This window comes from Candidatus Clostridium eludens (assembly GCF_045310515.1).
Taxonomy (GTDB): domain Bacteria; phylum Bacillota; class Clostridia; order Clostridiales; family Clostridiaceae; genus Clostridium_B; species Clostridium_B eludens.
In genome coordinates this window covers 1-23,136 of sequence record NZ_JBJHZX010000025.1, presented here as the reverse complement: position 1 = coordinate 23,136, position 23,136 = coordinate 1, and the positions used below count along the sequence as shown (strand labels likewise).

Annotated in this window: 17 protein-coding genes; 4 read left to right on the top strand and 13 right to left on the bottom strand. The window is 32.4% G+C overall.

Annotated features, from left to right (window positions below):
- Positions 1–9: 9 nt before the first annotated feature.
- From ACJDU8_RS16080 to ACJDU8_RS16065, 4 genes are all read right to left on the bottom strand, one after another.
- A complete protein-coding gene (locus ACJDU8_RS16080) occupies positions 10–1,245 on the bottom strand; it encodes a M16 family metallopeptidase (RefSeq protein WP_406793172.1) in 1,236 nt (411 codons plus the stop codon).
- 34 nt (positions 1,246–1,279) lie between these two features.
- Positions 1,280–1,840, bottom strand: coding sequence for a DJ-1 family glyoxalase III (locus ACJDU8_RS16075; protein ID WP_406793171.1), 561 nt, complete (start codon positions 1,838–1,840; stop codon positions 1,280–1,282).
- Positions 1,841–2,159: 319 nt separating this feature from the next.
- Complete coding sequence (locus ACJDU8_RS16070; protein ID WP_406793170.1) at positions 2,160–5,036, bottom strand: DNA topoisomerase IV subunit A; 2,877 nt, start codon at positions 5,034–5,036, stop codon at positions 2,160–2,162.
- Between the two features lie 141 nt (positions 5,037–5,177).
- Complete coding sequence (locus tag ACJDU8_RS16065) at positions 5,178–7,127, bottom strand: DNA gyrase/topoisomerase IV subunit B (RefSeq protein ID WP_406793169.1); 1,950 nt, start codon at positions 7,125–7,127, stop codon at positions 5,178–5,180.
- A gap of 317 nt (positions 7,128–7,444) precedes the next feature.
- Between ACJDU8_RS16065 and ACJDU8_RS16060 the strand changes: the two genes are divergently transcribed.
- Complete coding sequence (locus ACJDU8_RS16060) at positions 7,445–8,356, top strand: peptidoglycan-binding domain-containing protein (RefSeq protein WP_406793168.1); 912 nt, start codon at positions 7,445–7,447, stop codon at positions 8,354–8,356.
- 61 nt (positions 8,357–8,417) lie between these two features.
- On the opposite strand, the gene ACJDU8_RS16055 is transcribed toward ACJDU8_RS16060, so the two are convergent.
- From ACJDU8_RS16055 to ACJDU8_RS16035, 5 genes are all read right to left on the bottom strand, one after another.
- A complete protein-coding gene (locus ACJDU8_RS16055) occupies positions 8,418–10,676 on the bottom strand; it encodes an MASE3 domain-containing protein (protein WP_406793167.1) in 2,259 nt (752 codons plus the stop codon).
- Positions 10,677–10,801: 125 nt separating this feature from the next.
- On the bottom strand, positions 10,802–11,761 hold the full coding sequence (locus ACJDU8_RS16050) for a sensor histidine kinase (RefSeq protein ID WP_406793166.1): 960 nt from the start codon (positions 11,759–11,761) through the stop codon (positions 10,802–10,804).
- 205 nt (positions 11,762–11,966) lie between these two features.
- On the bottom strand, positions 11,967–12,650 hold the full coding sequence (locus ACJDU8_RS16045) for a response regulator transcription factor (RefSeq protein WP_406793165.1): 684 nt from the start codon (positions 12,648–12,650) through the stop codon (positions 11,967–11,969).
- Positions 12,651–12,780: 130 nt separating this feature from the next.
- Complete coding sequence (locus tag ACJDU8_RS16040; protein ID WP_406793164.1) at positions 12,781–13,242, bottom strand: DUF4342 domain-containing protein; 462 nt, start codon at positions 13,240–13,242, stop codon at positions 12,781–12,783.
- A gap of 176 nt (positions 13,243–13,418) precedes the next feature.
- Positions 13,419–14,543 carry an SLC13 family permease gene (locus ACJDU8_RS16035; protein WP_406793163.1) on the bottom strand — a complete coding sequence of 375 codons (1,125 nt, stop codon included), beginning with the start codon at positions 14,541–14,543 and terminating at the stop codon, positions 13,419–13,421.
- Between the two features lie 264 nt (positions 14,544–14,807).
- Between ACJDU8_RS16035 and cooS the strand changes: the two genes are divergently transcribed.
- The 3 genes from cooS to ACJDU8_RS16020 are packed head-to-tail and all read left to right on the top strand — an operon-like array spanning position 14,808 to position 18,422.
- Complete coding sequence (cooS, locus tag ACJDU8_RS16030) at positions 14,808–16,688, top strand: anaerobic carbon-monoxide dehydrogenase catalytic subunit (protein WP_406793162.1); 1,881 nt, start codon at positions 14,808–14,810, stop codon at positions 16,686–16,688.
- Positions 16,689–16,707: 19 nt separating this feature from the next.
- The gene (locus tag ACJDU8_RS16025) at positions 16,708–17,163 is read left to right on the top strand and encodes a 4Fe-4S dicluster domain-containing protein (protein ID WP_406793161.1); all 456 of its coding nucleotides are present in this window, start codon (positions 16,708–16,710) and stop codon (positions 17,161–17,163) included.
- Positions 17,160–18,422, top strand: coding sequence for an NAD(P)/FAD-dependent oxidoreductase (locus ACJDU8_RS16020; protein WP_406793160.1), 1,263 nt, complete (start codon positions 17,160–17,162; stop codon positions 18,420–18,422). Before ACJDU8_RS16025 ends, ACJDU8_RS16020 begins: the two co-directional genes overlap by 4 nt.
- Positions 18,423–18,494: 72 nt before the next feature.
- Here the strand turns inward: ACJDU8_RS16020 and leuB are convergent, their stop codons facing one another.
- Genes leuB through ACJDU8_RS16000 form a run of 4 tightly spaced genes read right to left on the bottom strand, consistent with a single transcriptional unit; the run spans position 18,495 to position 22,895 of the window.
- Entirely contained in the window at positions 18,495–19,559 is a 1,065-nt protein-coding gene (gene leuB / locus ACJDU8_RS16015; RefSeq protein WP_406793159.1) for a 3-isopropylmalate dehydrogenase, read from the bottom strand.
- Entirely contained in the window at positions 19,556–20,050 is a 495-nt protein-coding gene (gene leuD / locus ACJDU8_RS16010) for a 3-isopropylmalate dehydratase small subunit (protein ID WP_406793158.1), read from the bottom strand. Before leuD ends, leuB begins: the two co-directional genes overlap by 4 nt.
- A 1-nt stretch (position 20,051) precedes the next feature.
- On the bottom strand, positions 20,052–21,317 hold the full coding sequence (gene leuC, locus ACJDU8_RS16005; RefSeq protein ID WP_406793157.1) for a 3-isopropylmalate dehydratase large subunit: 1,266 nt from the start codon (positions 21,315–21,317) through the stop codon (positions 20,052–20,054).
- Positions 21,318–21,344: 27 nt separating this feature from the next.
- Positions 21,345–22,895, bottom strand: coding sequence for a 2-isopropylmalate synthase (locus ACJDU8_RS16000; protein WP_406793156.1), 1,551 nt, complete (start codon positions 22,893–22,895; stop codon positions 21,345–21,347).
- Positions 22,896–23,136: the final 241 nt, after the last annotated feature.

Here is a 23,136-nt window from a genome sequence, read left to right as displayed (position 1 = left end):
TCTATTTGCTTATTCTTTTAAAATCTGTACAGAAGGATCATTCATGAATTTATTTACAACACGAACTACATCTTGTGCTTTAATTTCATTCAATTTTTCTATTTCATCAAAATTACAACTGCCGTACATAAGCTCATGTATAACAGCCTCCTTACAAAATTCAATAGATCTTTCTCTTTTAATTTCACCTTTTAACCTTATATTTTTAATTAGATCACTTAGTTTATCCTTTTTAAAATATATAGAAGGATATTTCAACTTATCTATTGTATTATTTACTATTGTAATAGCTTTATCTATATTTTCCACAGAGGTTCCCATTTTTATGGAGAAAAGTTTTATTCCCCTTTCATTTTTTATACTGCTTCCAACTTCATAGGCAAGTCCTTTATAAGTTCTTATTTCATTAAAAAGTATACTTCCGCTTCCCTGTCCGAAAATGGCATTAAATAGAATAAGTGCTTCAAATTCTTTACGGTCTAAACGGTGAATATCAAATATATACTGTATTCTAACTCCTCTTACGCCAAGTGCATTTTCTATAAATATGCCTTTTTTATTTTTTTCATATAATACTTCTAAACTTTCACTATGCACTATAAAATTTTCCTGAACTTCTGTTTTCCAATGTGCAAAATAATTTTCTATTATATTATGTACGTGGGTAAACTCCAAGGAAGAACAAACACATATAACACAATTTTCAGGAACATAAAATTTGAGGTAAAATCTTTTTATTTCATCCAAAGTAATATTTTTAATGCTGTCTTCATTCCCTATTATAAGTTCTTTTATTCTTCTGTACTGAAATGAATTTTTAAAAAGCACATCCTCACAATGCTGATAGATATTATCCTTCCATTCTTTTAATTCCTGAAGTATTATATTCATTTCCTCTTTAAAACCTGTCTCTTTAAAAGCAGCATTTAAAATTATGTCACTATATAATTCAACTGCCTTATTTAAATCCTCTGAAAAGCAAGTTCCATAATAAATAGTATAGGGGTAATTTGTCATGGCATTTTCAAATCCGAATAACCTATCAAACTCACTATTTATGTCACATTCACTTCTTTTTTCTGTGCCCTTTGATATAACATGTTCCAGTGCATGAGCAGTACCTTTTGGAAATTGTTCACCTTCTTCTAAAGCTCCTGCATTAAAGCCTATGCAGATAGAAGATAGTTTTCCGGGCCTATATTCATATATTAACTTTAGTCCATTATCAAATACATATTTCTCCATTATTTCACCTGCCTGTACTCTTAACTATTCATTCTTAACTCTTAACTAAATCCAAAAGCATATCTTTCTTTAAATTTTCCACAATATTTTTATCAACAAGGTTTTCTAAAATTTTAAAGACAAAATATATGGCTGTAGCAGGCCCTCTGCTTGTTATTAAATTTCCCTCCTGAACTACACTTTCTTCACTATAATTGTCAGAGGCAAGTTCTTCTTCAAATCCCGGATATGAAGTTACCTTCTTACCCTCAATTATTCCTGCTTTTTTTAAAACTATAGGTGCTGCGCATATTGCAGCTACTATTTTATTCTCAGTATGAAGCTTTTTTATAAACTCTATAACTTTTTCATCATCTCTTAAGTTAATTGTGCCAGGCATACCTCCCGGCAGTATAACAGCATGATATTCATCTACATTTACAGCTTCCAATAAGCTGTCTGCATTTACACTTATGCCATGTGCACCTGTTACATCCTTTTTAGAGTTTATAGAACAAGTTATACAATGTATATTTGCTCTCCTTAAAACATCTACGCAAGTTAATGCTTCTATTTCTTCAAAACCCTCAGCTAGTAAAACCACAGCTTTTTTCATTATTAAAACACCTCTTCTTATAGTTATGAGTTAAGAGTTATGAATTAAAAGTTATGGTTAATTTTTTTAACAAAGTTAAAAAAATTTTTCCTTCACTCTTAACTATTCATTCTTAACTCTTAATTAAAAATAATTTTATCCGATCGCTACCATTGCCAACACCCTCATCGCACTCTGTGAAAGCGATTCACACAAAATTAAAAATTTTGGTTCTATGCTTTTCTATTAAAGTGGGGGATAAGCACTGGTACGCGCCTGGATAAGTTCTTCTAAGGTTCAGCTGGAGAGAGTCATCCTTATAAGCAAACTCCATCTGAACCTAAGAATCACTTGATACCGGTTTAACTTCTGTAATTCTATCCTCCATAACTACAAGCATAATACTTGTGCCCCTGCCGCCTCTATTTTGCAGGACTATGTCTTTTAACTTTATCTGTTTCTTATTTCCTTTAATAGAAGTCAAGTTCAATTTATAATCTTTTTTTTCTTCTATAATCATAGAGTATACTATGTTATCTTCGCTTTTTAAGTTTATACCTGTTACCCCCGCTGCAAGTTTGCCCATAGAATTCACAAAATCTCCCTGAAACTTTATGCCCATTCCTGTTTCAGTTATTAAAAGTATTTCATTTTTTTCTTTTTCACTGTACTCTACATTTATAAGATAATCTTTATTATCCTTAAATTTATAAGCTATGCTCCATTGAATTACATCCTTAAAATCTTTAAGTTCTGTCTTTTTTATCATACCATATTTAGTAAAAAAATAAATATGTCCACAATTAAAATTTTCTATAGAAATTATTTTTAATATATCGGAGGCACTTATATCCCCCATTAATTTTTTAATACTTATACCTCTATTTTCAATTTCCTGAATCATAAAAGCAGGCATAGAAAAAACTTTCCCCTCTACTGTAAATATTAATACCGTACTTGAGGAACTTGTAAGGGTATTTTTAAAAGCCCTGCCGCTGTTTGAAGCTTTAATTATTCCTGATTTATTTATATTTATATGAAATTTTTTATACTGAGGTTTTTCTGAAAAGTCTACTTTTATTACTTTATCTTCATAAGTTAAAGGAAAAAGCTCTGTAGTAACTGTATTTCTGTCCTCTAAGTTTAGTTCAGGAACTTTTACAGTAAATTCAAGTCCAATTTCTGTATTTATTTTAACAAAGTTTATTTCTTTATTTCTATCCACCAATTTTATATCTACAAGTTCCTCTTCCTTTTTTAATTTTAATGCCATGAGTTTCGTATATTTTGTAACGAAGGCATCTATTTTGCTCCTCTTCATACCACCAAGAGTAGTAAAAAACACTACATCCAGTGCAGAATTAAAATCATCTATACTATAAATTGCCACAATATTTTCTTCTGACAGGTTAATACCTTTTATTATATTGCCAAGTTTTTCTCCTTTTTCTCTCCACTTAAATTCCGGAATATCTATTCCTTTTACTTTATACATATTTCCTTTATCAGTAAAAAACACAACTATATCTTTGGTACTGGAATTTATAAAATATTTATTAAAATCTCCTTCTCTATATTCTATATCTTTAATTTCTCTGGTAGAGCGATTGAAGCTTTTTAAAGAAATTCTTTTTATGAATCCTTCATTAGACATGGTAATAACTATATCTTCATCTATTATAAGCTCTTCTACATCTATTTTTGCCTCTTCCTCCTCTTCAATAACCAGAGTTCTTCTTTCATCTCCATGTTTTTCTTTAATTTCTAATAGTTCTTTTTTTATAATATTTAAAATTTCTCTTTCACTATCCAATATTTTTGTAAGTCTTTTTATAATCTTTAAAAGTTCTTTATGCTCCTTTTCAAAGGATATTATTTCAAGCCCCGTAAGTCTATAGAGCATAAGTTCTAATATAGCTTCTGCCTGTTCATTGGTAAATTGAAATTTTTCCATAAGATTTGAGGCAGCATCTTTTTTGGATTTAGAACTCCTTATAGTCTGGATAATTTCATCCATTACTGCCAGTGCTCTTATAAATCCTTCCACAATATGAAACCTACGCCCTGCTGCATCTAATTCTGTTTTAGTTCTCCTTGTTATTATTTCCTTTTGATAATCTATGTAGTGTTTAAGTATGAGTTTTAATCCCATAGTAACAGGCTTCCCGTTAGCTAGGGCTACCATGTTAAAAAATATATTACACTGAAGATCTGTCTTTTTTAATAAGTACTTTAATACCTTTTCAGCTAAATCTATATCAGTAGACTTTTTAAATTCTATTACTGCCCTTATACCTTTTCTATCAGATTCATCTCTTATATCAGATATTGGTTCTAGTACTTTCATATGTTTTTTATCTGCTGTCATTTCAGAAATGGTCTGAAGTAACTTAGCCTTGCTCCTCCTATAAGGAAACTCTGTTATAACTATTCCTAATTTACCATTCTCTAACTTTTCTATGGAAGTTTTAGCCCTTAGGGTAGCTCTGCCTTCTCCTGTAGTATAGGCAGAAATCAGAGATTTCCTACCTATGATTATCCCTCCTGTAGGTAAATCAGGCCCTTTAATATACTCCATAAGTTCTTCCGTACTGATTTCAGGCTGGTCAATATAAGCACAGGCAGCTTCTATTACTTCTTTTAAATTATGAGGCGGTATATTAGTAGCAAGTCCTACAGCTATTCCAAAAGCTCCATTTACAAGTAAATTAGGGTATCTTGCTGGAAGAACTTCTGGTTCTTTTTCAGAACCTGAATAGTTGTCTACCATATTTACTACATCTTTTTCTATACCTTCAATCATTTCCATAGCAATAGGTGTAAGCCTAGCTTCTGTATAACGCATAGCTGCAGCACTATCTCCATCCTGACTCCCCCAATTGCCATGACCGTCTATGATAGGCATTCTAGTGGTGAAATTTTGAGCTAGTATTACCATGGCATCATAAACAGATGTATCTCCATGGGGATGATATCTCCCAAGTATATCCCCTACTATCCTGGCAGATTTATAATAGGGCCTATCTGGAAATGCCTTTAATATATACGCTCCATATATTATCCTTCTATGTACAGGTTTCAATCCATCTCTAACGTCAGGAAGTGCTCTGTCTTTTGCCACTTCCACTGCATAGGGAATATAATTATCCGGCATTGCTTCTTCTATTGGAATTTTTATTATATTATTATCTTTTGGAATTAGTGTACTTTTTACCAAGGAAAATTCCCCCTTTTTGTTTAATGCATAATTCACCATTCACAATTGTGGAAATTTTTCAGTTTGTGCTGAAAAATTAATTGGATTGATTTTGCCTCAGGGCAAAACTTCATCAATTGTGAGCTGTAAATTGTGAATTGTCTAAAATTCTGCGTGTTTGTACATATATTTTTTTCTAGGTGCTACCACGTCTCCCATAAGCAAAGATACCATTTTTTCTGCTTTTACAACATCATCTATAGTTATTTGCTGCAGCGTCCTGGTTTCAGGATTTAAGGTGGTCTCCCATAGTTGATCTGAATTCATCTCTCCCAGACCCTTATACCTTTGTATCAGAGCTTTGGAGCCTATTTCTTTTTTTGCCTGCAGGAGCTCGCTATCACTATAAGCATACTTAACTGTCTCCTTACCCTTAGCCTGTTTATACACCTTATAAAGGGGAGGCAGTGCTATGTACAGGTGTCCATTTAAAATAAGTTCTCTCATATATCTATATATATAGGTCATCCAAAGAGCTCTTATATGATACCCATCCACATCCGCATCACTTAATATTATAACTTTATCATATTTAAGATCCTTTTCATTATAATTTTTAAGTATTCCCGTACCTACAGCTGTATTAAATATTTTTAGTTCTTCACTTCCAAGAACATTTTCCAATTTCTGTTTTTCTGTATTCATTATCTTTCCCTTAGAAGGCATTATGGTCTGAAATCTTCTATCCCTTGCCTGCTTGGCAGATCCTCCCGCCGAATCTCCTTCCACCACTATAAATTCACATTTTAAAGGATCTTTTAAAGTACATACCGCAATTTTCCCTGCAAGAGGTGCTGCCCCCTTACCTACTTTCTTTTTCTCGGCATCATTTATCTTTTTTATTTTTTCTCTTCTTGCCGCAGCATGAAGGGCATTGTTTATTATAATAGAAGCAGTATTTTTATTATCCTCTATCCACTCTGAAAGTTTAGTATAAGAAAGATCATTCATCATGGTATATGCCTCGCTATTTCCAAGCTTTGTCTTGGTCTGACCTTCAAATACAGGATTATTTATCTTTACCTTGACTATAGCTGTCATTCCCTCTCTTAAGTCCTCACCTTCAAATTCCCTGTCTTTTTCCTTTAATAAATTTAACTTTTTAGCCCATTCCTTAAAGGCCCTGGTCATACCTGTTTTAAATCCACTTTCATGACTTCCTGATTCTGTAGTTGGAATATTGTTTACATAACTTGCTATGTGATATGTAGTAGAATCTGTAAACTGAATACACACCTCTCCCTGCATTTTTATATCATCAACGCTTCTTTCCCCCTGAAACAATATAGGCTCTTTATGCAGAGGAGTTTTACTTTCATTTAAATATTCTATAAAATCCAGAAGTCCCCTTTCTGAATGATATTCTCTTTGAATTTCACTTTTTCCTTCCATATATATAAATTTTAGAGTTATACCTTTATTCTGAAAAGCCAGTTCTTTTAATCTTTCGTCTATCATGTCCAAATTGAAGTCTACTGTAGAAAACACCTCATTATCCGGCATAAATGTAACTTTAGTTCCCGTTTTATCTGTATCTCCTATTATTTTAAGGCCAGTTACAGGAGTTCCCGGCATATTTTTTTTAAGTGATTTATCATAAGCATATTCAAATCTCTGCTTGTATATATGTCCATTTTGACTTATCTCTACTTCCATCCACTTGGATAGAGCGTTTACCACGGCCCCTCCAACACCATGAAGTCCTCCTGAAGTTTTATATACATCATTATTGAACTTGCCACCTGTATGAAGGGATGTAAACACCATCTCTACTCCATTTTTTTTCTTTATGGGATGAATTCCCGTGGGTATTCCCCTTCCATTATCTATTACAGATACACTTCCACCTTCATTTAACACCACACATACACTATCACCAAATCCATTGGAAATTTCGTCTATAGAATTATCTAGAATTTCCCATATACAATGGTGAAGACCTTTACTACCGGTAGATCCTATATACATACCAGGCCTGACACGTACCGGTTCAAGTTTCTCTAGTGAAGTTAATGAATTAACGTCATAAACACTACTTACCTTACCTTCCACAAAATTCCTCCTTCAAGTACTCATACTAGTCTAAGAAAAAATACCTTCTAAAAAATGGAGAAGGCATACAACTTTAAAATCATTATATAAATAATATTTGGATTATGCAAATTTATTTTAAGAATATGAACAAATCATTAAAAAATTTATTAGATTATTGTGTACCCCCTAATTTCTACAATTTATTTCGTAAGTAATATATGTATAGTATGTTTCAACATTTATCCACAAAAAAACTATCACTAAATGTTGAATTACTTTCTATAATGTTACACAAACATTACTACATTCAATATACCTTAAGGAGGATATTAACTATGAAAAATGCTAAAGAATTCCTGATGATAGCTGCAATAACAGCAGGTATCACCTTAAGTGGGAAATCCGTGCATGCACAACAAACATCAACCAGTCAAATTAAAGAACAACCTTCATATAATTTAGATGTAAATTTTATAACAACTCAAAAACAAAACTATAATAAAAAAATTATAAAAAACATCCAAAGTACTTTAAACCTATATTTTGGAGCTGGACTTGCTGAAGACGGCATATATGGAAAACTAACCACAGAATCCGTAAAAAATGTACAAAAAATATTAGGTGTAAATGTAGACGGTATATTTGGAGCTGTCACAGCTAATGCTTTATTAAACTATATTGACAATAATTATCCTAAATTAAACAATGATGGATATAGTCCCGTACCAACTTATATTCAAGAAAAACTTCTATTATTAGGCTATAATATAAAAGTAAATGGAGATTTATCTAGTATGGATACGGTCACTGCTTTAAAGGACTTTCAAAATAAAAACTGTCTTCCTATAACAGGCAAAGTAGATATTAACCTGGTAGATAAGCTAAATGAAAAGACTAAAGAAAATACAGATGAAACAGTAAATTTCAGTTCCCATACTAGTTACTATATATTAGTTAACTCCGAAGATCATATTTGCAAAATTTACGAAAAATCTGAGAATAAATGGACACAAACTAGATGTTTTAATATATTTTCTGGAAAAATCAATAATGGAACTTATGGACTGGGAATTCATGGCGAACATATTAATTTTAATGGAATAGAAATGAAGAACTTCGTCCAAATTGACGGGTTGAATGTTTTTTATTCTGCAGCATCAGACTCGGGATATGGCATTAGAGTTTCGAAGGAAGATGCTGAGTTTTTAAGCAGTCTTCCTAGTGGGACAACTATAAAAATATTTTAGTACATAAAAAATGTTTGCTAATGCCATTTAGCAAACATTTTAACCTGCTGACATCTCCATGCTATTCCTCATCATCTATAGCAGGCAGTATAATAGAGAAAGTTGTTCCTTCTCCAAGCTTACTTTTTACTTCTATTTTTCCTTTATGTTCTTTTATTATTTTATAAGATACATTTAAACCTAAGCCTGTACCATTTTTCTTTGTAGTAAAAAAAGGAGTACCTATTTTGGCTAAATTCTCCTCAGATATGCCTTCTCCATTATCGGTTATTCTTATGAACATCTCATTTGTGGATTCATTAAATCCAGTTTCAATTTTCAACCTTGCATTGTTTTTATCAGCCATGGCATCTGCAGCATTTTTACAAATATTTAATATCACCTGTTTTAATTCTGCTTCATCACACATAACATAGCGTTCTTCTTTAGATAACTGAAAATCAACATCAATGCCTTTTACAAGAGAGGATGACTTGACCATGCTTTCTATAGATTGAAATATATCAATCATAGAAACTTCCGTCATCTCAGTTTTTCTTGGCTTTGACAGAAACAAAAATTCACTAATAATTCTATTCACCTCATCAACTTCTTCATTGATTTTTAGAGCATGCTTCTTAACATCCTCATTTTTTGCCAATGAACTTATCAATTGACTTCTTCCCTTAATTGTTGTAAGAAAGTTTCGAGTTTCGTGCACAATTGCTGCACCCATTTGACCGAGAAGCGCTAGTTTTTCCTGCTGCATTAGCTTCTGCTGTTCTTTTTTTAGTGTAGTTATATCTGTACTTATGTTTATATTTCCAATTAGATCTCCATCAACATTCCTAATATTGGTACAATAAAGCAGCATATGCTTTTCGCTTCCTTTTAAAGAAACTAAAGACACCTCATAAAGTCGTCTTTTTATGTAATCTTTTGAAATTAAATAAGGATTTTCTTTAAGCTGAAATTGTATTAATTCTTTAAATTTATTTATATCCATACCTAAAATATATTTCTTATCTGTTTCAAGAACTTCTTCCAGTGCTCTATTGCAAAGAACAACCTTTTCATTTTTATCTACCATCAATATGCAATTATCTACAGCTTCAAGTATAGTTTCAGTTTGTATATGTAAATTTTCAAGCTCCTGCTCTTTTTTTGTCTCACTAAAAAATATCAAAACACCATTTCTAACCCTTTCGGAATTTATTGAAAGCTTAATATTGTCACCTTTTAGATCCCTATAAGTTCTCACTATAGTCTTTGTATCTTTTCCATCCTGGATCACCCTATGAGGAAGCTGCCTTTCATCTCCTTCAATTCTTGGAAACTTTTCTAAAAGTTCTTCCTCTGTAAGTCCATATAATTCATCTCTTCCACAGCCAAATAATTCTTCAAATTTTTTATTAACATACTTTACTCTTCCACTAAGATCATGTTCTTTTACCGCTATTGGAAGCGCATCTAACAAATCACTTAAAGTTTCACTGGTGTATTTTAACTTTTTGGTTGTTTCCTCTAAATTTTTATGCCCAGCTTCCAATTGATTATATGGATAAACTATTATGCTGATAAAAATCCCCCTAAAAAGAAAGAAGTAAGAAGTAATTTTTAAGATATGTCCAACAGTCCATGAAATTGAATCTACCGAGGTATATATGGTAAAGCAAAATTCTGAGGAAATACTCATAAGCAGCGATATGAAAATATATTTATATGTTATTACTCCCCTGCAGTCTAACTTATCCTTTATTTTATATAGGCTTATTGCATATAAACAAATAATTCCATACTCCAGCATCATCTTTAGAGGAGTAACTCCCTGAGAAGTTAATAATACAGGCAAGTGATTTCCATAAATAACTATAAAACAGGATATACCTAAAGTTGTTCCCAAAACAACAAGTAAGTTTATCCATTTATTCAATTTCAGTGAAACCAGCTGTACTGATAACAGTAAAACTGCTGCTTCAGTAAGTCTGCCTAATATCCAAAATTTTGTAGAAAGGTCAAAGTATGAGCTAGAAACTAAATTTAGCTTTAGAAAATAAAAGGTATGTAAAATATCAAAAATGCCAATTGCTAAATAACCAAGACCCAGTACATTACAGCTTACTGAATTGCGGTTATATAAGAACCATACAGATACAAATATGGCCATGGCTATAAATACACAGATCAACTCTAATATTGTATGATATATATCTAGAGATTCAATCCAAGTATTATGTATAAATAATGCAATAAAAAAAGATAGAGCTAGCGTTTCAAAGTATTGCAGCATTAAGGATTTTATAGAATTTGTTGAGTTACGGATAGTAATATCAGCCAGCATTAATTTTGCTCCCCCCTTAAATTTAAAAAATGTATATATTGTTTATAATATCATAAATATACATTTAACGGAATAGCTTATGTAAATATATGTAATCTTTTTAAACATATTTTATTATACATTTTTTACTTTACAGGAATCCCAATCTTTATAACTGTTCCTATATCTAATTTGCTCCAGACATCTATTTTTCCATTGTGTTTGTCAAGTATCCATTTTGCAATAGAAAGCCCAAGTCCTGTTCCACCACTGGATTTTGTTCTAGACTTATCCGCCCTATAAAATCTCTCAAATATATGGGAAATATCCTCTTTTGAAATACCTATACCTGTATCTGCTATAGTTATAACAGCTGTATTGTATTTCAAATAGCAGTCTAACTTAATGACTCCTCCTTCAGGAGTATATTTAACGCTGTTATCAATAAAAATCCTTAAAGCTTCCTTAATAAGCTTCCTGTCTGCATAAATAATAAAATTTTCATTATAATCACTTTCTATTTGGTGATTTTTATTAACTAATTTGGTTTCTTTTATTAATTCCATAATAAGCTCTCTAAGTACAAATTCTTTTTTTTCAACTTTTTGAGCATTTTTGTCTCCTCGTGCAAGAAATAAAAGCTTTTCCACAAGTTCTTTCATATTCTGGGATTCACTTTTAATTGCAGAAATAGATTCTTCAAGAATTTCTCTGTCATCTTTTCCCCAGCGGTACAAAAGGTTTGCATATCCCTGTATTACAGAAATAGGTGTCCTTAATTCATGAGATGCATCAGACACAAATTGATTTTGTTGTTCTACAGAACTTTCAATTCTGTCCAGCATTTCATTGAACGTTTTTGCCAGGTCCTTCAGTTCATTTTTTGAACCTTTTACATTAATACGTTTATCTAATGCATTAATAGATATTTCTTTTACAGTATCAGTCATATTTTGCAGTGGAGATAAAAACTTTTTACTAGCTCTTGAACCAATAAAAATAATAATAAATAAGCCTATAATATTGAATATTACGAGAATAGCCCCTAAAATTGACACATAATCAACATTTATTCCCTTGTCTATATAATATCTAAAACTAGCCATTATGGCTCCACTCATTAGTGAAAAAATTATAAAAAAGGTACAAATATAAGTTATTGTAATTTTAAAAGTTATAGAAAATCTAAACTTTTCTGCAATGTTTTCAATAATATTATCTATTGTACTATATAAAAAATTTATGATTAGCCTTGCAATTAAAAAAGAAAATTTTATAATTTTACATATTAATTTGAAAACAGACTTTATACTATTCATATTTAAATTGATACCCCACTCCTCGGATAGTATAAATGAATTTTTCCTTGAATTTATCATCAATTTTACTTCTTAGATAACGAATATACACATCTACTACATTTGTATCACCCTGATAGTCATACCCCCAAACCCTTTCTAAAATATTATCCCTTGTAAGTGCAATATTTTTATTTAGCATTAAATAGCTAAGCAAATCAAATTCCTTTTTTGTCAAATCTATAGTGATACCCTCATATGTAACAATGTGTTTACTGGTGTCAATTTGTAATTTACCGGAACTAATAACATGGGATTTAATATTAGTATTGCTTTTAAACTTAAAAATAACACGAATGCGCGCAAGAAGTTCTTCTATTGCAAAAGGCTTTGTCATGTAATCTTCTGCACCTATATCAAGCCCCATAACCTTATCTGTAATCTCATCTCTTGCAGTAAGCATAATAACGGGAACTTTTGAAGTTTGCCTTAATCTTCTAAGCACTTCCATTCCATTAAGAGATGGAAGCATAACATCAAGTATTATAAGATCATAATTTCCCTTTAAGGCTCTGTCTAATCCCACTCTTCCATCTTGAGTTTGTTCAACTATATATCCTTCATGTTGAAGTTCCAGCTGAACAAATCTAGCTATTTTTATTTCATCTTCAATAATAAGAATTTTTTTATCAGCCATTATATGCACCTCTTTTCAATTCACAGTTCACAATGCACAATTTACTATACTTAGTGTATGCTAAATTCATTATACTACATACTACAAAATTTAAAGCCTGCTTTATGAAAAATCATAAGCAGGCATCGGTTTAGGCATTATTGAATTCTTCTGTTATTTTATTCTTAACGCTGGTAACTACATTGGTAACCTTATCTATTTTATTATTAATACTGCAATTTTCTCCATTTTCTTTATGAAATCTTATTTTACAACCTGTAACTAAAGTAATTATTAAGGATACTATTACAACAGGCATTGCAAATACAACAAACGCTACTGCTAAAGTAGATGGTAAATTCAATATAGTTTTTTCATCTTTCGATATTACAAGTCTTATTTTATTAGCCTTAGAAATTAAATTTTTAACTTTTCTAACAAAAGTAGAACTTTTAAAAGGCTCCTGTTCAGGCTTAATCTTATTTTGTTCTTCAAGATAGGAAAGTGCTTCAACTACATCTCCATTACATTTTTCAAGTGCTTCTTTTGCCTCCTTATACCCTACATTAGCTCTTTTTCTTAATAGATCAATTTGTTCAATGGTAACTGACATTTTAAACTCCTCCAATTCATTTTTACTATAGCTACTAAATTTTATTCAAATATGCTTTAATAGCGCTTATAGCCAATCTCATTTGATGTATGTCTATATTCATATAATAAAGGGACTTCATTAGAGGGAAATTAGTAAAAGATTAGAATTTGATTAGAAAATTAATTTAGACTTTATTATTTAAATACAAGGTGAATATACAAATAGTTTATATAAGCAAACAAAAATAAACTTATAAAATTATATATGTTAAATTTATTAAAAAACATTTTATTTTTTTCTTTATATTCATTTATGTATATTTTGTAAGAAATAAGACTTGCCAGCGAAGCTATAAGTGTCCCCATACCTCCAATATTAACTCCTAAAAGCACTTCTCTCCAGTTATCAGTAAATCCTGACACCAATATAGAACAAGGTACATTACTTATTATTTGGCTCAATATCAATGAAAAGAAATATGGCATATCTGGTCTTTGTAAAAAATACCTTAAATATGATTGTATAAATTCAATATTAGAAATATTTCCAATAAATACAAAGAAACATACAAAAGTAGCTAATAAAAAATAATCTACTTGTTTTATTAAATATTTATCCATAAAAATTATGCATATAGTTGTAACCAAAAAAGCATACATGTAGTTTATAACATTAAATACAGAAAATATTATCATCACAAAAAGAATTAAATATATTATAATTCTCTTTTTATCCTCTGTATGCACAATCTCTGGGTAGAGTTGAATTTCTTGCTTTAAAATTCTTTTGTTCAATAAAATAAGCCATAACACACCAAAGACAACAAAAGGTATTGTCACGAAAAAAAACTGAACTCCATCTAAATTATAATAGGTAAATAAAAATAAATTCTGTGGGTTTCCCATAGGTGTAAGACTACTTCCTATATTGGCTCCTAGCGTTTGAAATATTATTGTTTTCATCGAATCCTCTTTTGCCTTTTTAAATGTAAGTATACATAGAGGAACAAAAGTAATCAGTGCCACATCATTTGTCACTAACATGGAAGCAAAAAAGGTTATTATTACAAATACCATAGAAAGCATTCTGGTATTCTTACATTTCAATAAAATTTCTAGGGCAATCTTATCCATAACCTTTAAATTCTGAAAAGCAGAAATTATTATCATTAAATTAAATAATAATACAAGGACTTTAAAGTTTATATAGGATATTTGGGGATGTACTAAAAGAGAAGTGAAAACTGCCAGTACTAATGATATACTAAATATTTTTTCTTTTTTTAATTTCGCCATAAATATATGAATAATATTCAGCATAAATTCCTCCTTATGATATATTTCTTGTATTTTAAAAGTACATAAATACCATATGACTTGTAAAAGCAACAATAACTATTATAGCAGAAATTATATATTAAAAACGCATATATCCATATGATATTGCCTTGGATTATTTTACAGTTTTATATTGACAAAACTTTTATAAGGGTTTATAGTGAAGCTATGGATAAATAATATTTGTAGATTATTTATATTTAATAATAAGTAATATTAACAACGTTTAATTTTGGAGGTTTTAATATGTCAAATAATAAAATTTGTGAATCAGCAGATAAAGTATTAGAAAATTTTATAAGCTCTTTAGATAATGTACAAACTTCACACCATAGGGTGGACAGTCAGAAAATCAAATGTGGTTTTGGACAACTAGGGGTATGCTGCAAATTGTGTGCCAACGGTCCTTGTAGAATAACACCTGCATCACCAAAAGGAATATGTGGTGCTAATGCAGATACCATAGTTGCCAGAAACTTTCTACGAGCTGTAGCTGCAGGAAGCGGATGTTATATTCATATAGTGGAAAACACAGCTAGGAATATAAAATCCCTAGGAGAAACCGGTGGAGAGATAAAAGGAATGAATGCCTTAAATAATCTGGCAGAAAAACTCGGTATAACAGAAGCAGATAGCCACAAAAAGGCTGTATTAGTAGCTGATGAAGTACTGAAGGATTTATACAAGCCAAAATTCGAAAAAATGGAAGTTATAAATAAAATAGCCTATGGACCTAGACTGAAGAACTGGGAAGAATTAAACATAATGCCTGGAGGTGCAAAATCAGAGGTTTTTGACGGCATAGTAGAAACCTCCACCAATTTAAATAGTGATCCTGTCAACATGCTTTTAACCTGTTTAAAACTTGGAATATCCACTGGAATTTACGGCCTTACCCTTACCAATTTATTAAACGACATCATTTTAGGTGAGCCTGAAATAAGACCTGCAAAGGTTGGTTTTAAAGTAGTAGATCCGGATTATATAAACTTGATGATAACAGGTCACCAGCACTCCATGATTGCTCATCTCCAGGATAAGCTTATAGAACCTGAAGTTATCAAAAAAGCTCAGGCAGCTGGTGCAAAAGGCTTTAGATTGGTAGGCTGTACTTGTGTTGGACAGGATTTACAATTAAGAGGTAAACACTATGCTGAAGTTTTTTCAGGTCATGCCGGAAATAACTTTACAAGTGAAGCTCTAATAGCTACAGGAGGCATAGATGCCATAGTATCAGAATTTAACTGTACTCTTCCTGGTATTGAGCCAATAACCGATAAGTTCCTGGTTAAAATGATATGTCTTGACGATGTAAGTAAAAAATCCAATGCAGAATATATAGAATACTCCTACAAAGATAGAGAAAAAATAAGCAGTCATATTATAGATGAAGCACTTGAAAGCTATAAAGAAAGAAGACCTAAGATCAAAATTAATATTCCTAAAAATCATGGTTTTGATGATGTAATAACTGGTGTAAGTGAAACTTCACTGAAATCATTTTTAGGGGGCAGCTGGAAACCTCTTGTGGATCTCATAGCTGCTGGAAAAATAAAAGGTGTAGCGGCAATAGTAGGCTGCTCAAATCTAACCGCTAAAGGCCACGATGTATTTACAGTAGAACTTACAAAAGAACTTATAAAGAGAAATATAATTATTCTCTCTGCAGGGTGTTCCAGCGGTGGTCTTGAAAATGTAGGGCTTATGTCACCTAAAGCTTCCGAACTTGCAGGAGACAGCTTAAAAGAAGTATGTAAAAGTCTTGGTATACCGCCTGTATTAAATTTTGGTCCTTGTCTTGCCATTGGAAGACTTGAAATTGTAGCAAAGGAATTGGCCGAGTACTTAAATATAGATATTCCTCAGCTTCCACTAGTTCTTTCAGCACCTCAGTGGCTTGAAGAACAAGCTCTGGCAGACGGAAGTTTCGGACTTGCACTTGGGCTCCCTCTTCATCTTGCCATATCTCCATTCATAGGAGGAAGCAAAGTTGTTACAAAAGTTCTCTGTGAAGATATGGTAAATCTTACAGGTGGAAAACTTATAGTGGAGGACGATATAGTAAAAGCTGCGGACAAATTAGAAGAAACCATACTTGAAAGAAGAAAAAGTTTAGGTCTTAATTAAAATTTAGAGGGTGGTTTTTATGAAAAGGATAATGATAAATAAAGACTTATGTACCGGATGCTTAAATTGCACTTTGGCCTGTATGGCACAGCATAACAAAAATGGTAAATCCTTTTTTGTTATGGATCTTGAGGACATTTCTCTTGAAAGCAGAAATCATATAGCCAAAGATGAATATGGAAATAAACTTCCCATATTTTGCCGCCACTGTGATGATGCTGAATGTGTGATAACCTGTATGAGTGGAGCTATGACCAAGGATGCTGAAACTGGCCTGGTTTCCTATGATGAAGACAAATGTGCCAGCTGCTTCATGTGTGTTATGTCCTGTCCATATGGAGTCTTGAAACCAGATACCAAAACAAAGAGTAAAGTGGTGAAATGCGATTTGTGCGGTGACAGAGATACTCCAAGATGTGTTGAAAATTGTCCTACAGGAGCAATTTATGTGGAAAAGGAGGAAGAACTTTTATGAAGAATTTAATAAAAAAACTGCACCCCAACAAATATGTGATAATAGGAGCCAGTGCCGCTGGAATAAATGCTGCCAAAACCTTGAGAAAACTGGATGGTAACTCCCGCATAACAATCATATCAAAAGACAAAAGTATCTATTCAAGGTGCATGCTCCACAGAGTACTTGATGGAAGCAGAAATTTAAACACCATAAGTTTTATAGAAGATGACTTCTTCAAAAAGTACGACATAAATTGGATAGAAGGTGCTGAAGTTGACCATATAGACAGTTTAAGTAAAAAAGTAAACTTGAAAGATACAAGGAACTTTAAATATGACAAGCTTCTTATAGCTTCCGGAGCCTCTTCTTTTGTTCCTCCTGTTAAAAATTTAAGGGAAGGAAAGGGCGTATACTGTCTTAGAAATTTTGAAGATGTGATTTCTATAAAAGAAAGAGTCAAAGAGTCCAAAAATGCAGTAATACTTGGTGCCGGATTAGTTGGAATAGACGCACTTTTAGGTATTATGGAAAAAGATATTAAAATATCTCTGGTGGAAATGGGAGATAAAATTCTTCCTCTTCAGCTTGACAAGAAGGCCTCCTCAATATACGAAAAACTTTTGAAAGAAAAAAATGTGGATATATTTACCTCAACCAAATTGGAAGAAGTAATTCTAGATAAAGATGGTTATGTTCAAAAAGCAGTGCTGTCAAATTCATCTTCTATAGATTGTGACATGATAATTGTAGCTGCTGGTGTACGTCCCAATATAGACTTTATAAAAAATACAGATATAAAATTTGAAAAGGGAATTTTAATAGATAAATACTGTAAAACTACAGCAGATGACATATATGCAGCAGGAGACGTGACCTTCACTGCACCAATATGGCCCATAGCAGTAAAACAAGGTATAATTGCTGCTTACAACATGGCATCTATAAAAAAAGAATTGGATGATAATTTTGGCATGAAAAATTCTATGAATTTACTGGGGGTTCCTTGCGTATCCCTTGGAAAAGTCAATACCTTCGATGACACTTATACTGTAAACATCCTAGAATGGGAGGGTGTTTATAAAAAGATAATTCACAAAAACGGTATAATTACAGCTTCTCTGTTAGTAGGTGATATATCGTACTGCGGAGTACTTGAACATCTTATAAAGAATAAAATAGATATAAGTCATATTCACAAAAATATTTTTGATATAGATTACTCTGACTTTTATAATGTAAAAGAAGATGGTGAGTACAGCTATAAACTGAGCGTGTAAATCAAGTCATCAAGTGAACTGTATAAAAACATAAATAAATCTTTTTATACAGTTCCTTCATTATAATGTAAACTACAGATTTTTAACTACCAAATCTCCCATTTCCTCTGTTCCCACAATTTTTGAACCTTCTGTGGCAATATCTAAAGTTCTATAGCCTTCTTTTAACACTTTAGATATGGAATTTTCTATATTTTGTGATGGAGCCTCCATGTTAAAACTATATTTAAGCATCATGGCCACACTCATCAATGTGCCAATGGGATTGGCTTTGTCCTGACCTGCAATATCCGGTGCAGAGCCATGTATAGGTTCATATAATCCAAAAGAATCTTCTCTTACACTGGCAGAAGGCAGCATTCCAAGTGATCCTGTCAGCATCGAAGCCTCATCGCTTAAAATATCCCCGAACATATTCTCCGTTAAAATTACATCAAACTGTTTGGGATTCTTGATAAGCTGCATGGCAGCATTATCTACGTACATATAATTTAATTCTATATCTTTATATTCTTTTGCAATCTCACCTACAACTTCTCTCCACAATTTAGAGCTCTCAAGCACATTTGCCTTATCTATTAAAGTAAGTTTTTTGTCCCTTTTTCTAGCAATTTCAAAGGATTTTCTGGCAATTCTATCTATTTCAAAACTGAAATAACTAATAGTATCCCAAGCTTTTTGTCCTCCTTCTATATTTACCCTATTTTTTTCTCCAAAATATGCCCCTCCAGTTAACTCTCTAACTATCATTATATTAAGTCCTTCTCCCAGTACCTCCGGCTTTAAATTTGAGGCAGACTTAAGTTCAGAAAATAATATAGCTGGCCTTAGATTTGCAAACACTCCCAAAGCTTTTCTTATACCTAACAGCCCCGCTTCAGGTCGTAAATTCCCCGGTAATTTGTCCCATTTAGGTCCCCCTACTGCTCCCAAAAGTACTGCATCACTATTTTTACAAACTTCTACAGTATCATCTGGCAGAGGAGTTCCCTTTTCATCTACTGCACTGCCCCCTAGAAGTACCTCTTCATATTGGAAATCAAATTTATACTTATCAGCCACAGCTTTTAAAACTTTCTTTCCCTGTACAATTATCTCTCTTCCAACTCCATCTCCTGGTATAATAGCTATTTTCACTTGTTTTCCACCTCTTTTTTTATATAACCTATAAGTCCCTGGGATTCTATTATTTTTTGCATAAATTCAGGAAAAGGTGATGCCTTATAGGTTTTATTTTTGGTTATATTTGTAATTACTCCTGAATTTACATCTATAGATATTTCATCCTTTTCTTCTATATCCCTTGCGGCTTCTTCACATTCCATTATAGGAAGCCCAATATTTATAGAATTTCTAAAAAATATTCTGGCAAAAGTTTCTGCTATTACACAGCTAATTCCCGCTGCCTTAATAGCTATAGGGGCATGTTCTCTTGAAGAACCACATCCAAAATTTTTACCTGCTATAATTACATCTCCTTTATTTATCTTCTTTAAAAAATCTTTATCTAAATCTTCCATACAGTGAGAAGCAAGTTCCTTTTCATCACTGGTATTTAAATATCTAGCTGGAATTATAACATCTGTATCAATATTGTCTCCATATTTAATAGTTTTTCCCTTTATCATTTTACTTTACTACCTCCTCTGGTGATGAAATCTTTCCTGTTACAGCAGAAGCTGCTGCTACTGCTGGACTTGCTAAATAGACTTCACTTTCTACATGTCCCATTCTTCCTATAAAATTTCTATTTGTAGTGGCTACAGCTCTTTCTCCCTTTGCCAGTATGCCCATATGTCCTCCAAGACATGGGCCGCAAGTAGGTGTGCTTACCACAGCTCCTGCCTCTATGAATATTTCTAAAAGTCCTTCTTTCATGGCTTGAAGATATATCTTTTGCGTTGCAGGGAATATAATGGTCCTTACATTAGAATTCACCTTTTTTCCTTTCAGAATTTTAGCTGCAGCTCTAAGATCCCCAATTCTTCCATTGGTACAGGATCCTATAACCACCTGATCTATTTTTACATCTCCAACCTCATCAATAGTTCTAGTGTTTTCAGGTATATGCGGAAATGCTACTGTAGGACGAATTTTAGATAAATCTATTTCTATAACTTTCTTATATTCTGCGTCCTCATCTGCTTCATATACAGTATAACTTTTATTTGAGTGTTCTTTTACATACTCTATAGTCTTCTCATCTACTGGAAAAATTCCATTTTTGGCCCCTGCCTCAATAGCCATGTTAGATATGGTAAATCGATCATCCATAGATAATTCTTTTACCCCTTCTCCTGTAAATTCCATAGAGTTATAAAGAGCTCCATCTACTCCTATCATTCCAATAATATGGAGAATAATATCTTTTCCACTTACCCAGGGACTTAATTTTCCCTTTAATACAAATTTTATAACTTCAGGCACTTTAAACCAGGCTTCTCCAGTGGCCATTCCTGCAGCCATATCTGTACTTCCCACTCCTGTGGAAAAAGCCCCTAAAGCACCATAAGTACAGGTGTGTGAGTCTGCCCCTATTATTACATCTCCGCATACAGCCAATCCTTTTTCAGGAATCAGTGCATGCTCAATTCCCATCTGACCAATTTCAAAATAATTTTTGATATCCATGTCTCTGGCAAATTCCCTTACACACTTGCACTGCTCTGCCGATTTTATGTCCTTATTAGGAGTAAAATGATCTGGAACAATAGCTACTTTGTCTTTGTGAAAAACTTTCTGGCTTCCAATCTTATTAAATTCATTTATAGCTACCGGGGTAGTTATATCATTTCCAAGTACTAAATCCAATTTTACTTTTATTAATTGTCCTGCTTTTACACTATCTATCCCTGCATGAGAAGCTAGTATTTTTTGCGTCATGGTCATTCCCATGTAAATCACTCCTATCAAAATTTTATATTAATTGTTCATTATTGAAGTCTTTTGTAAATCCTTTGAATTGTTTGCATAGTACAATTTATTTACAGCATTTATAAAAGCTATACTGCTGGCTTCCACAATATCTGTACTTACCCCTTTGGCGGAAAATATTTTTCCTTCCTTCTCAATTCTTACGGTAACTTCTCCTAGTGCATCTTTCCCACTTCCCACTGCTTTTATAAAATAATCATTTAAGGTTACATCTATACCTGTAGCCTTTTCAATAGCTTTAAATGTAGCATCTACAGGTCCATCTCCACAGGAAGCTTCTCTTATATTTTTTCCCTCACATTGAATTTCTACAGTAGATGTGGATGCTACGGTATTTCCTGTAAAAACTTGATAATACTTTAATTTGAACACTTCTGGCACATGAAATATTTCATTTTTTACAAGGCTTTCTATATCCTCATCTGACACATGTTTCTTCTTATCTGCCAGCTCTTTAAATTTTTTAAAAATCTCATCTATTTTATCTTTATCTAAATCTGAATATCCTAGTTCATGTAAATGCTCTACAAAAGCATGTCTTCCAGAATGTTTACCAAGAACTATAAAATTTTGCTTTAATCCCACAGACTCTGGAGTCATAATTTCATAGGTTTCTCTACAGTTTAATACCCCATGCTGATGTATACCTGATTCATGGGCAAAAGCATTAGCTCCCACTATTGCCTTATTTCCTTGAACCTGCATACCGGTTATATGACTTACAAGACCGCTAGTTTTAGTTATCTCTTCTGTTACAATATCTGTATGACAGTTAAAAGTATCTGCTCTAGTACTAATGGCCATTACTATTTCCTCTAAAGCAGCATTTCCTGCCCTCTCTCCCAGGCCATTTACTGCACATTCAACTTGCTGCGCTCCATTCCCAATAGCTTCCAGAGAATTTGCTACAGCAAGGCCTAAATCATTGTGGCAGTGCACACTTATAATTGCATTATCAATGTTCTTTACATTTTCTTTAATTCCTTTAATAAATACACCATATTCTCCTGGAGTAGTATACCCTACTGTATCTGGTATATTTACTACATCTGCTCCTGCTTCTATAACAGCTTCTAAAACTTTATACAAAAATTCTGGCCTGGTTCTTGTGGCATCCTCTGGTGAAAATTCTATACTAGGACATAAACTTTTAGCATACCTTACCATGTCTGCTGCCCTTTTTAAAACCTCTTCTGGTTTCATTTTCAATTTATGCTCCATATGAATATCCGATGTGGCAAGAAAAACGTGAATTCTAGGTTTTGCGGAACCTTTAAGAGCTTCCCAGGCACAATCTATATCTCCTTTTTCAGCCCTTGCAAGTCCCACTATGACGGGTCCCTGTATATTTTCAGCAATAGCTTTAACCGCTTTAAAATCTCCCTCTGAAGCTTTAGGAAATCCAGCTTCTATAACATCTACGGACAATTTTTGAAGTTGCTTTGCAATGGTAAGTTTATCATTTATATTCAGGCTCACTTTAGGTGTTTGTTCTCCATCCCTTAAGGTAGTATCAAATATATATATTTTCTTTGTCATAAAAATCCTCCTTTTTTACAATACACATATACAATTCACAATTCACAGTTCACATTTCGCAATTACAGCTTGTAATTTACAATTCATAGTTTAGAATTTACAGTTTTTATTAAGCTAATAGTTAAATTTTACTTATAACCCTTAAAAATACACTTATTTTAAATATCATCACCACCCGTAAAACGGGTGGTTTGCTCAGCCCTATAAGGGCATGTTACTGGCTGTGCTACTCGCACACTGA

Coding starts and splice junctions, on each gene's coding strand:
- ACJDU8_RS16080 (WP_406793172.1), bottom strand. CDS start 1,245: ATGGAGAAATATGTATTTGATAATGGACTAAAGTTAATATATGAATAT.
- ACJDU8_RS16075 (WP_406793171.1), bottom strand. CDS start 1,840: ATGAAAAAAGCTGTGGTTTTACTAGCTGAGGGTTTTGAAGAAATAGAA.
- ACJDU8_RS16060 (WP_406793168.1), top strand. CDS start 7,445: ATGAAAAATGCTAAAGAATTCCTGATGATAGCTGCAATAACAGCAGGT.
- ACJDU8_RS16055 (WP_406793167.1), bottom strand. CDS start 10,676: ATGCTGGCTGATATTACTATCCGTAACTCAACAAATTCTATAAAATCC.
- ACJDU8_RS16050 (WP_406793166.1), bottom strand. CDS start 11,761: ATGGCTAGTTTTAGATATTATATAGACAAGGGAATAAATGTTGATTAT.
- ACJDU8_RS16045 (WP_406793165.1), bottom strand. CDS start 12,650: ATGGCTGATAAAAAAATTCTTATTATTGAAGATGAAATAAAAATAGCT.
- ACJDU8_RS16040 (WP_406793164.1), bottom strand. CDS start 13,242: ATGTCAGTTACCATTGAACAAATTGATCTATTAAGAAAAAGAGCTAAT.
- ACJDU8_RS16035 (WP_406793163.1), bottom strand. CDS start 14,543: ATGCTGAATATTATTCATATATTTATGGCGAAATTAAAAAAAGAAAAA.
- cooS (WP_406793162.1), top strand. CDS start 14,808: ATGTCAAATAATAAAATTTGTGAATCAGCAGATAAAGTATTAGAAAAT.
- ACJDU8_RS16025 (WP_406793161.1), top strand. CDS start 16,708: ATGAAAAGGATAATGATAAATAAAGACTTATGTACCGGATGCTTAAAT.
- ACJDU8_RS16020 (WP_406793160.1), top strand. CDS start 17,160: ATGAAGAATTTAATAAAAAAACTGCACCCCAACAAATATGTGATAATA.
- leuD (WP_406793158.1), bottom strand. CDS start 20,050: ATGATAAAGGGAAAAACTATTAAATATGGAGACAATATTGATACAGAT.
- leuC (WP_406793157.1), bottom strand. CDS start 21,317: ATGGGAATGACCATGACGCAAAAAATACTAGCTTCTCATGCAGGGATA.
- ACJDU8_RS16000 (WP_406793156.1), bottom strand. CDS start 22,895: ATGACAAAGAAAATATATATATTTGATACTACCTTAAGGGATGGAGAA.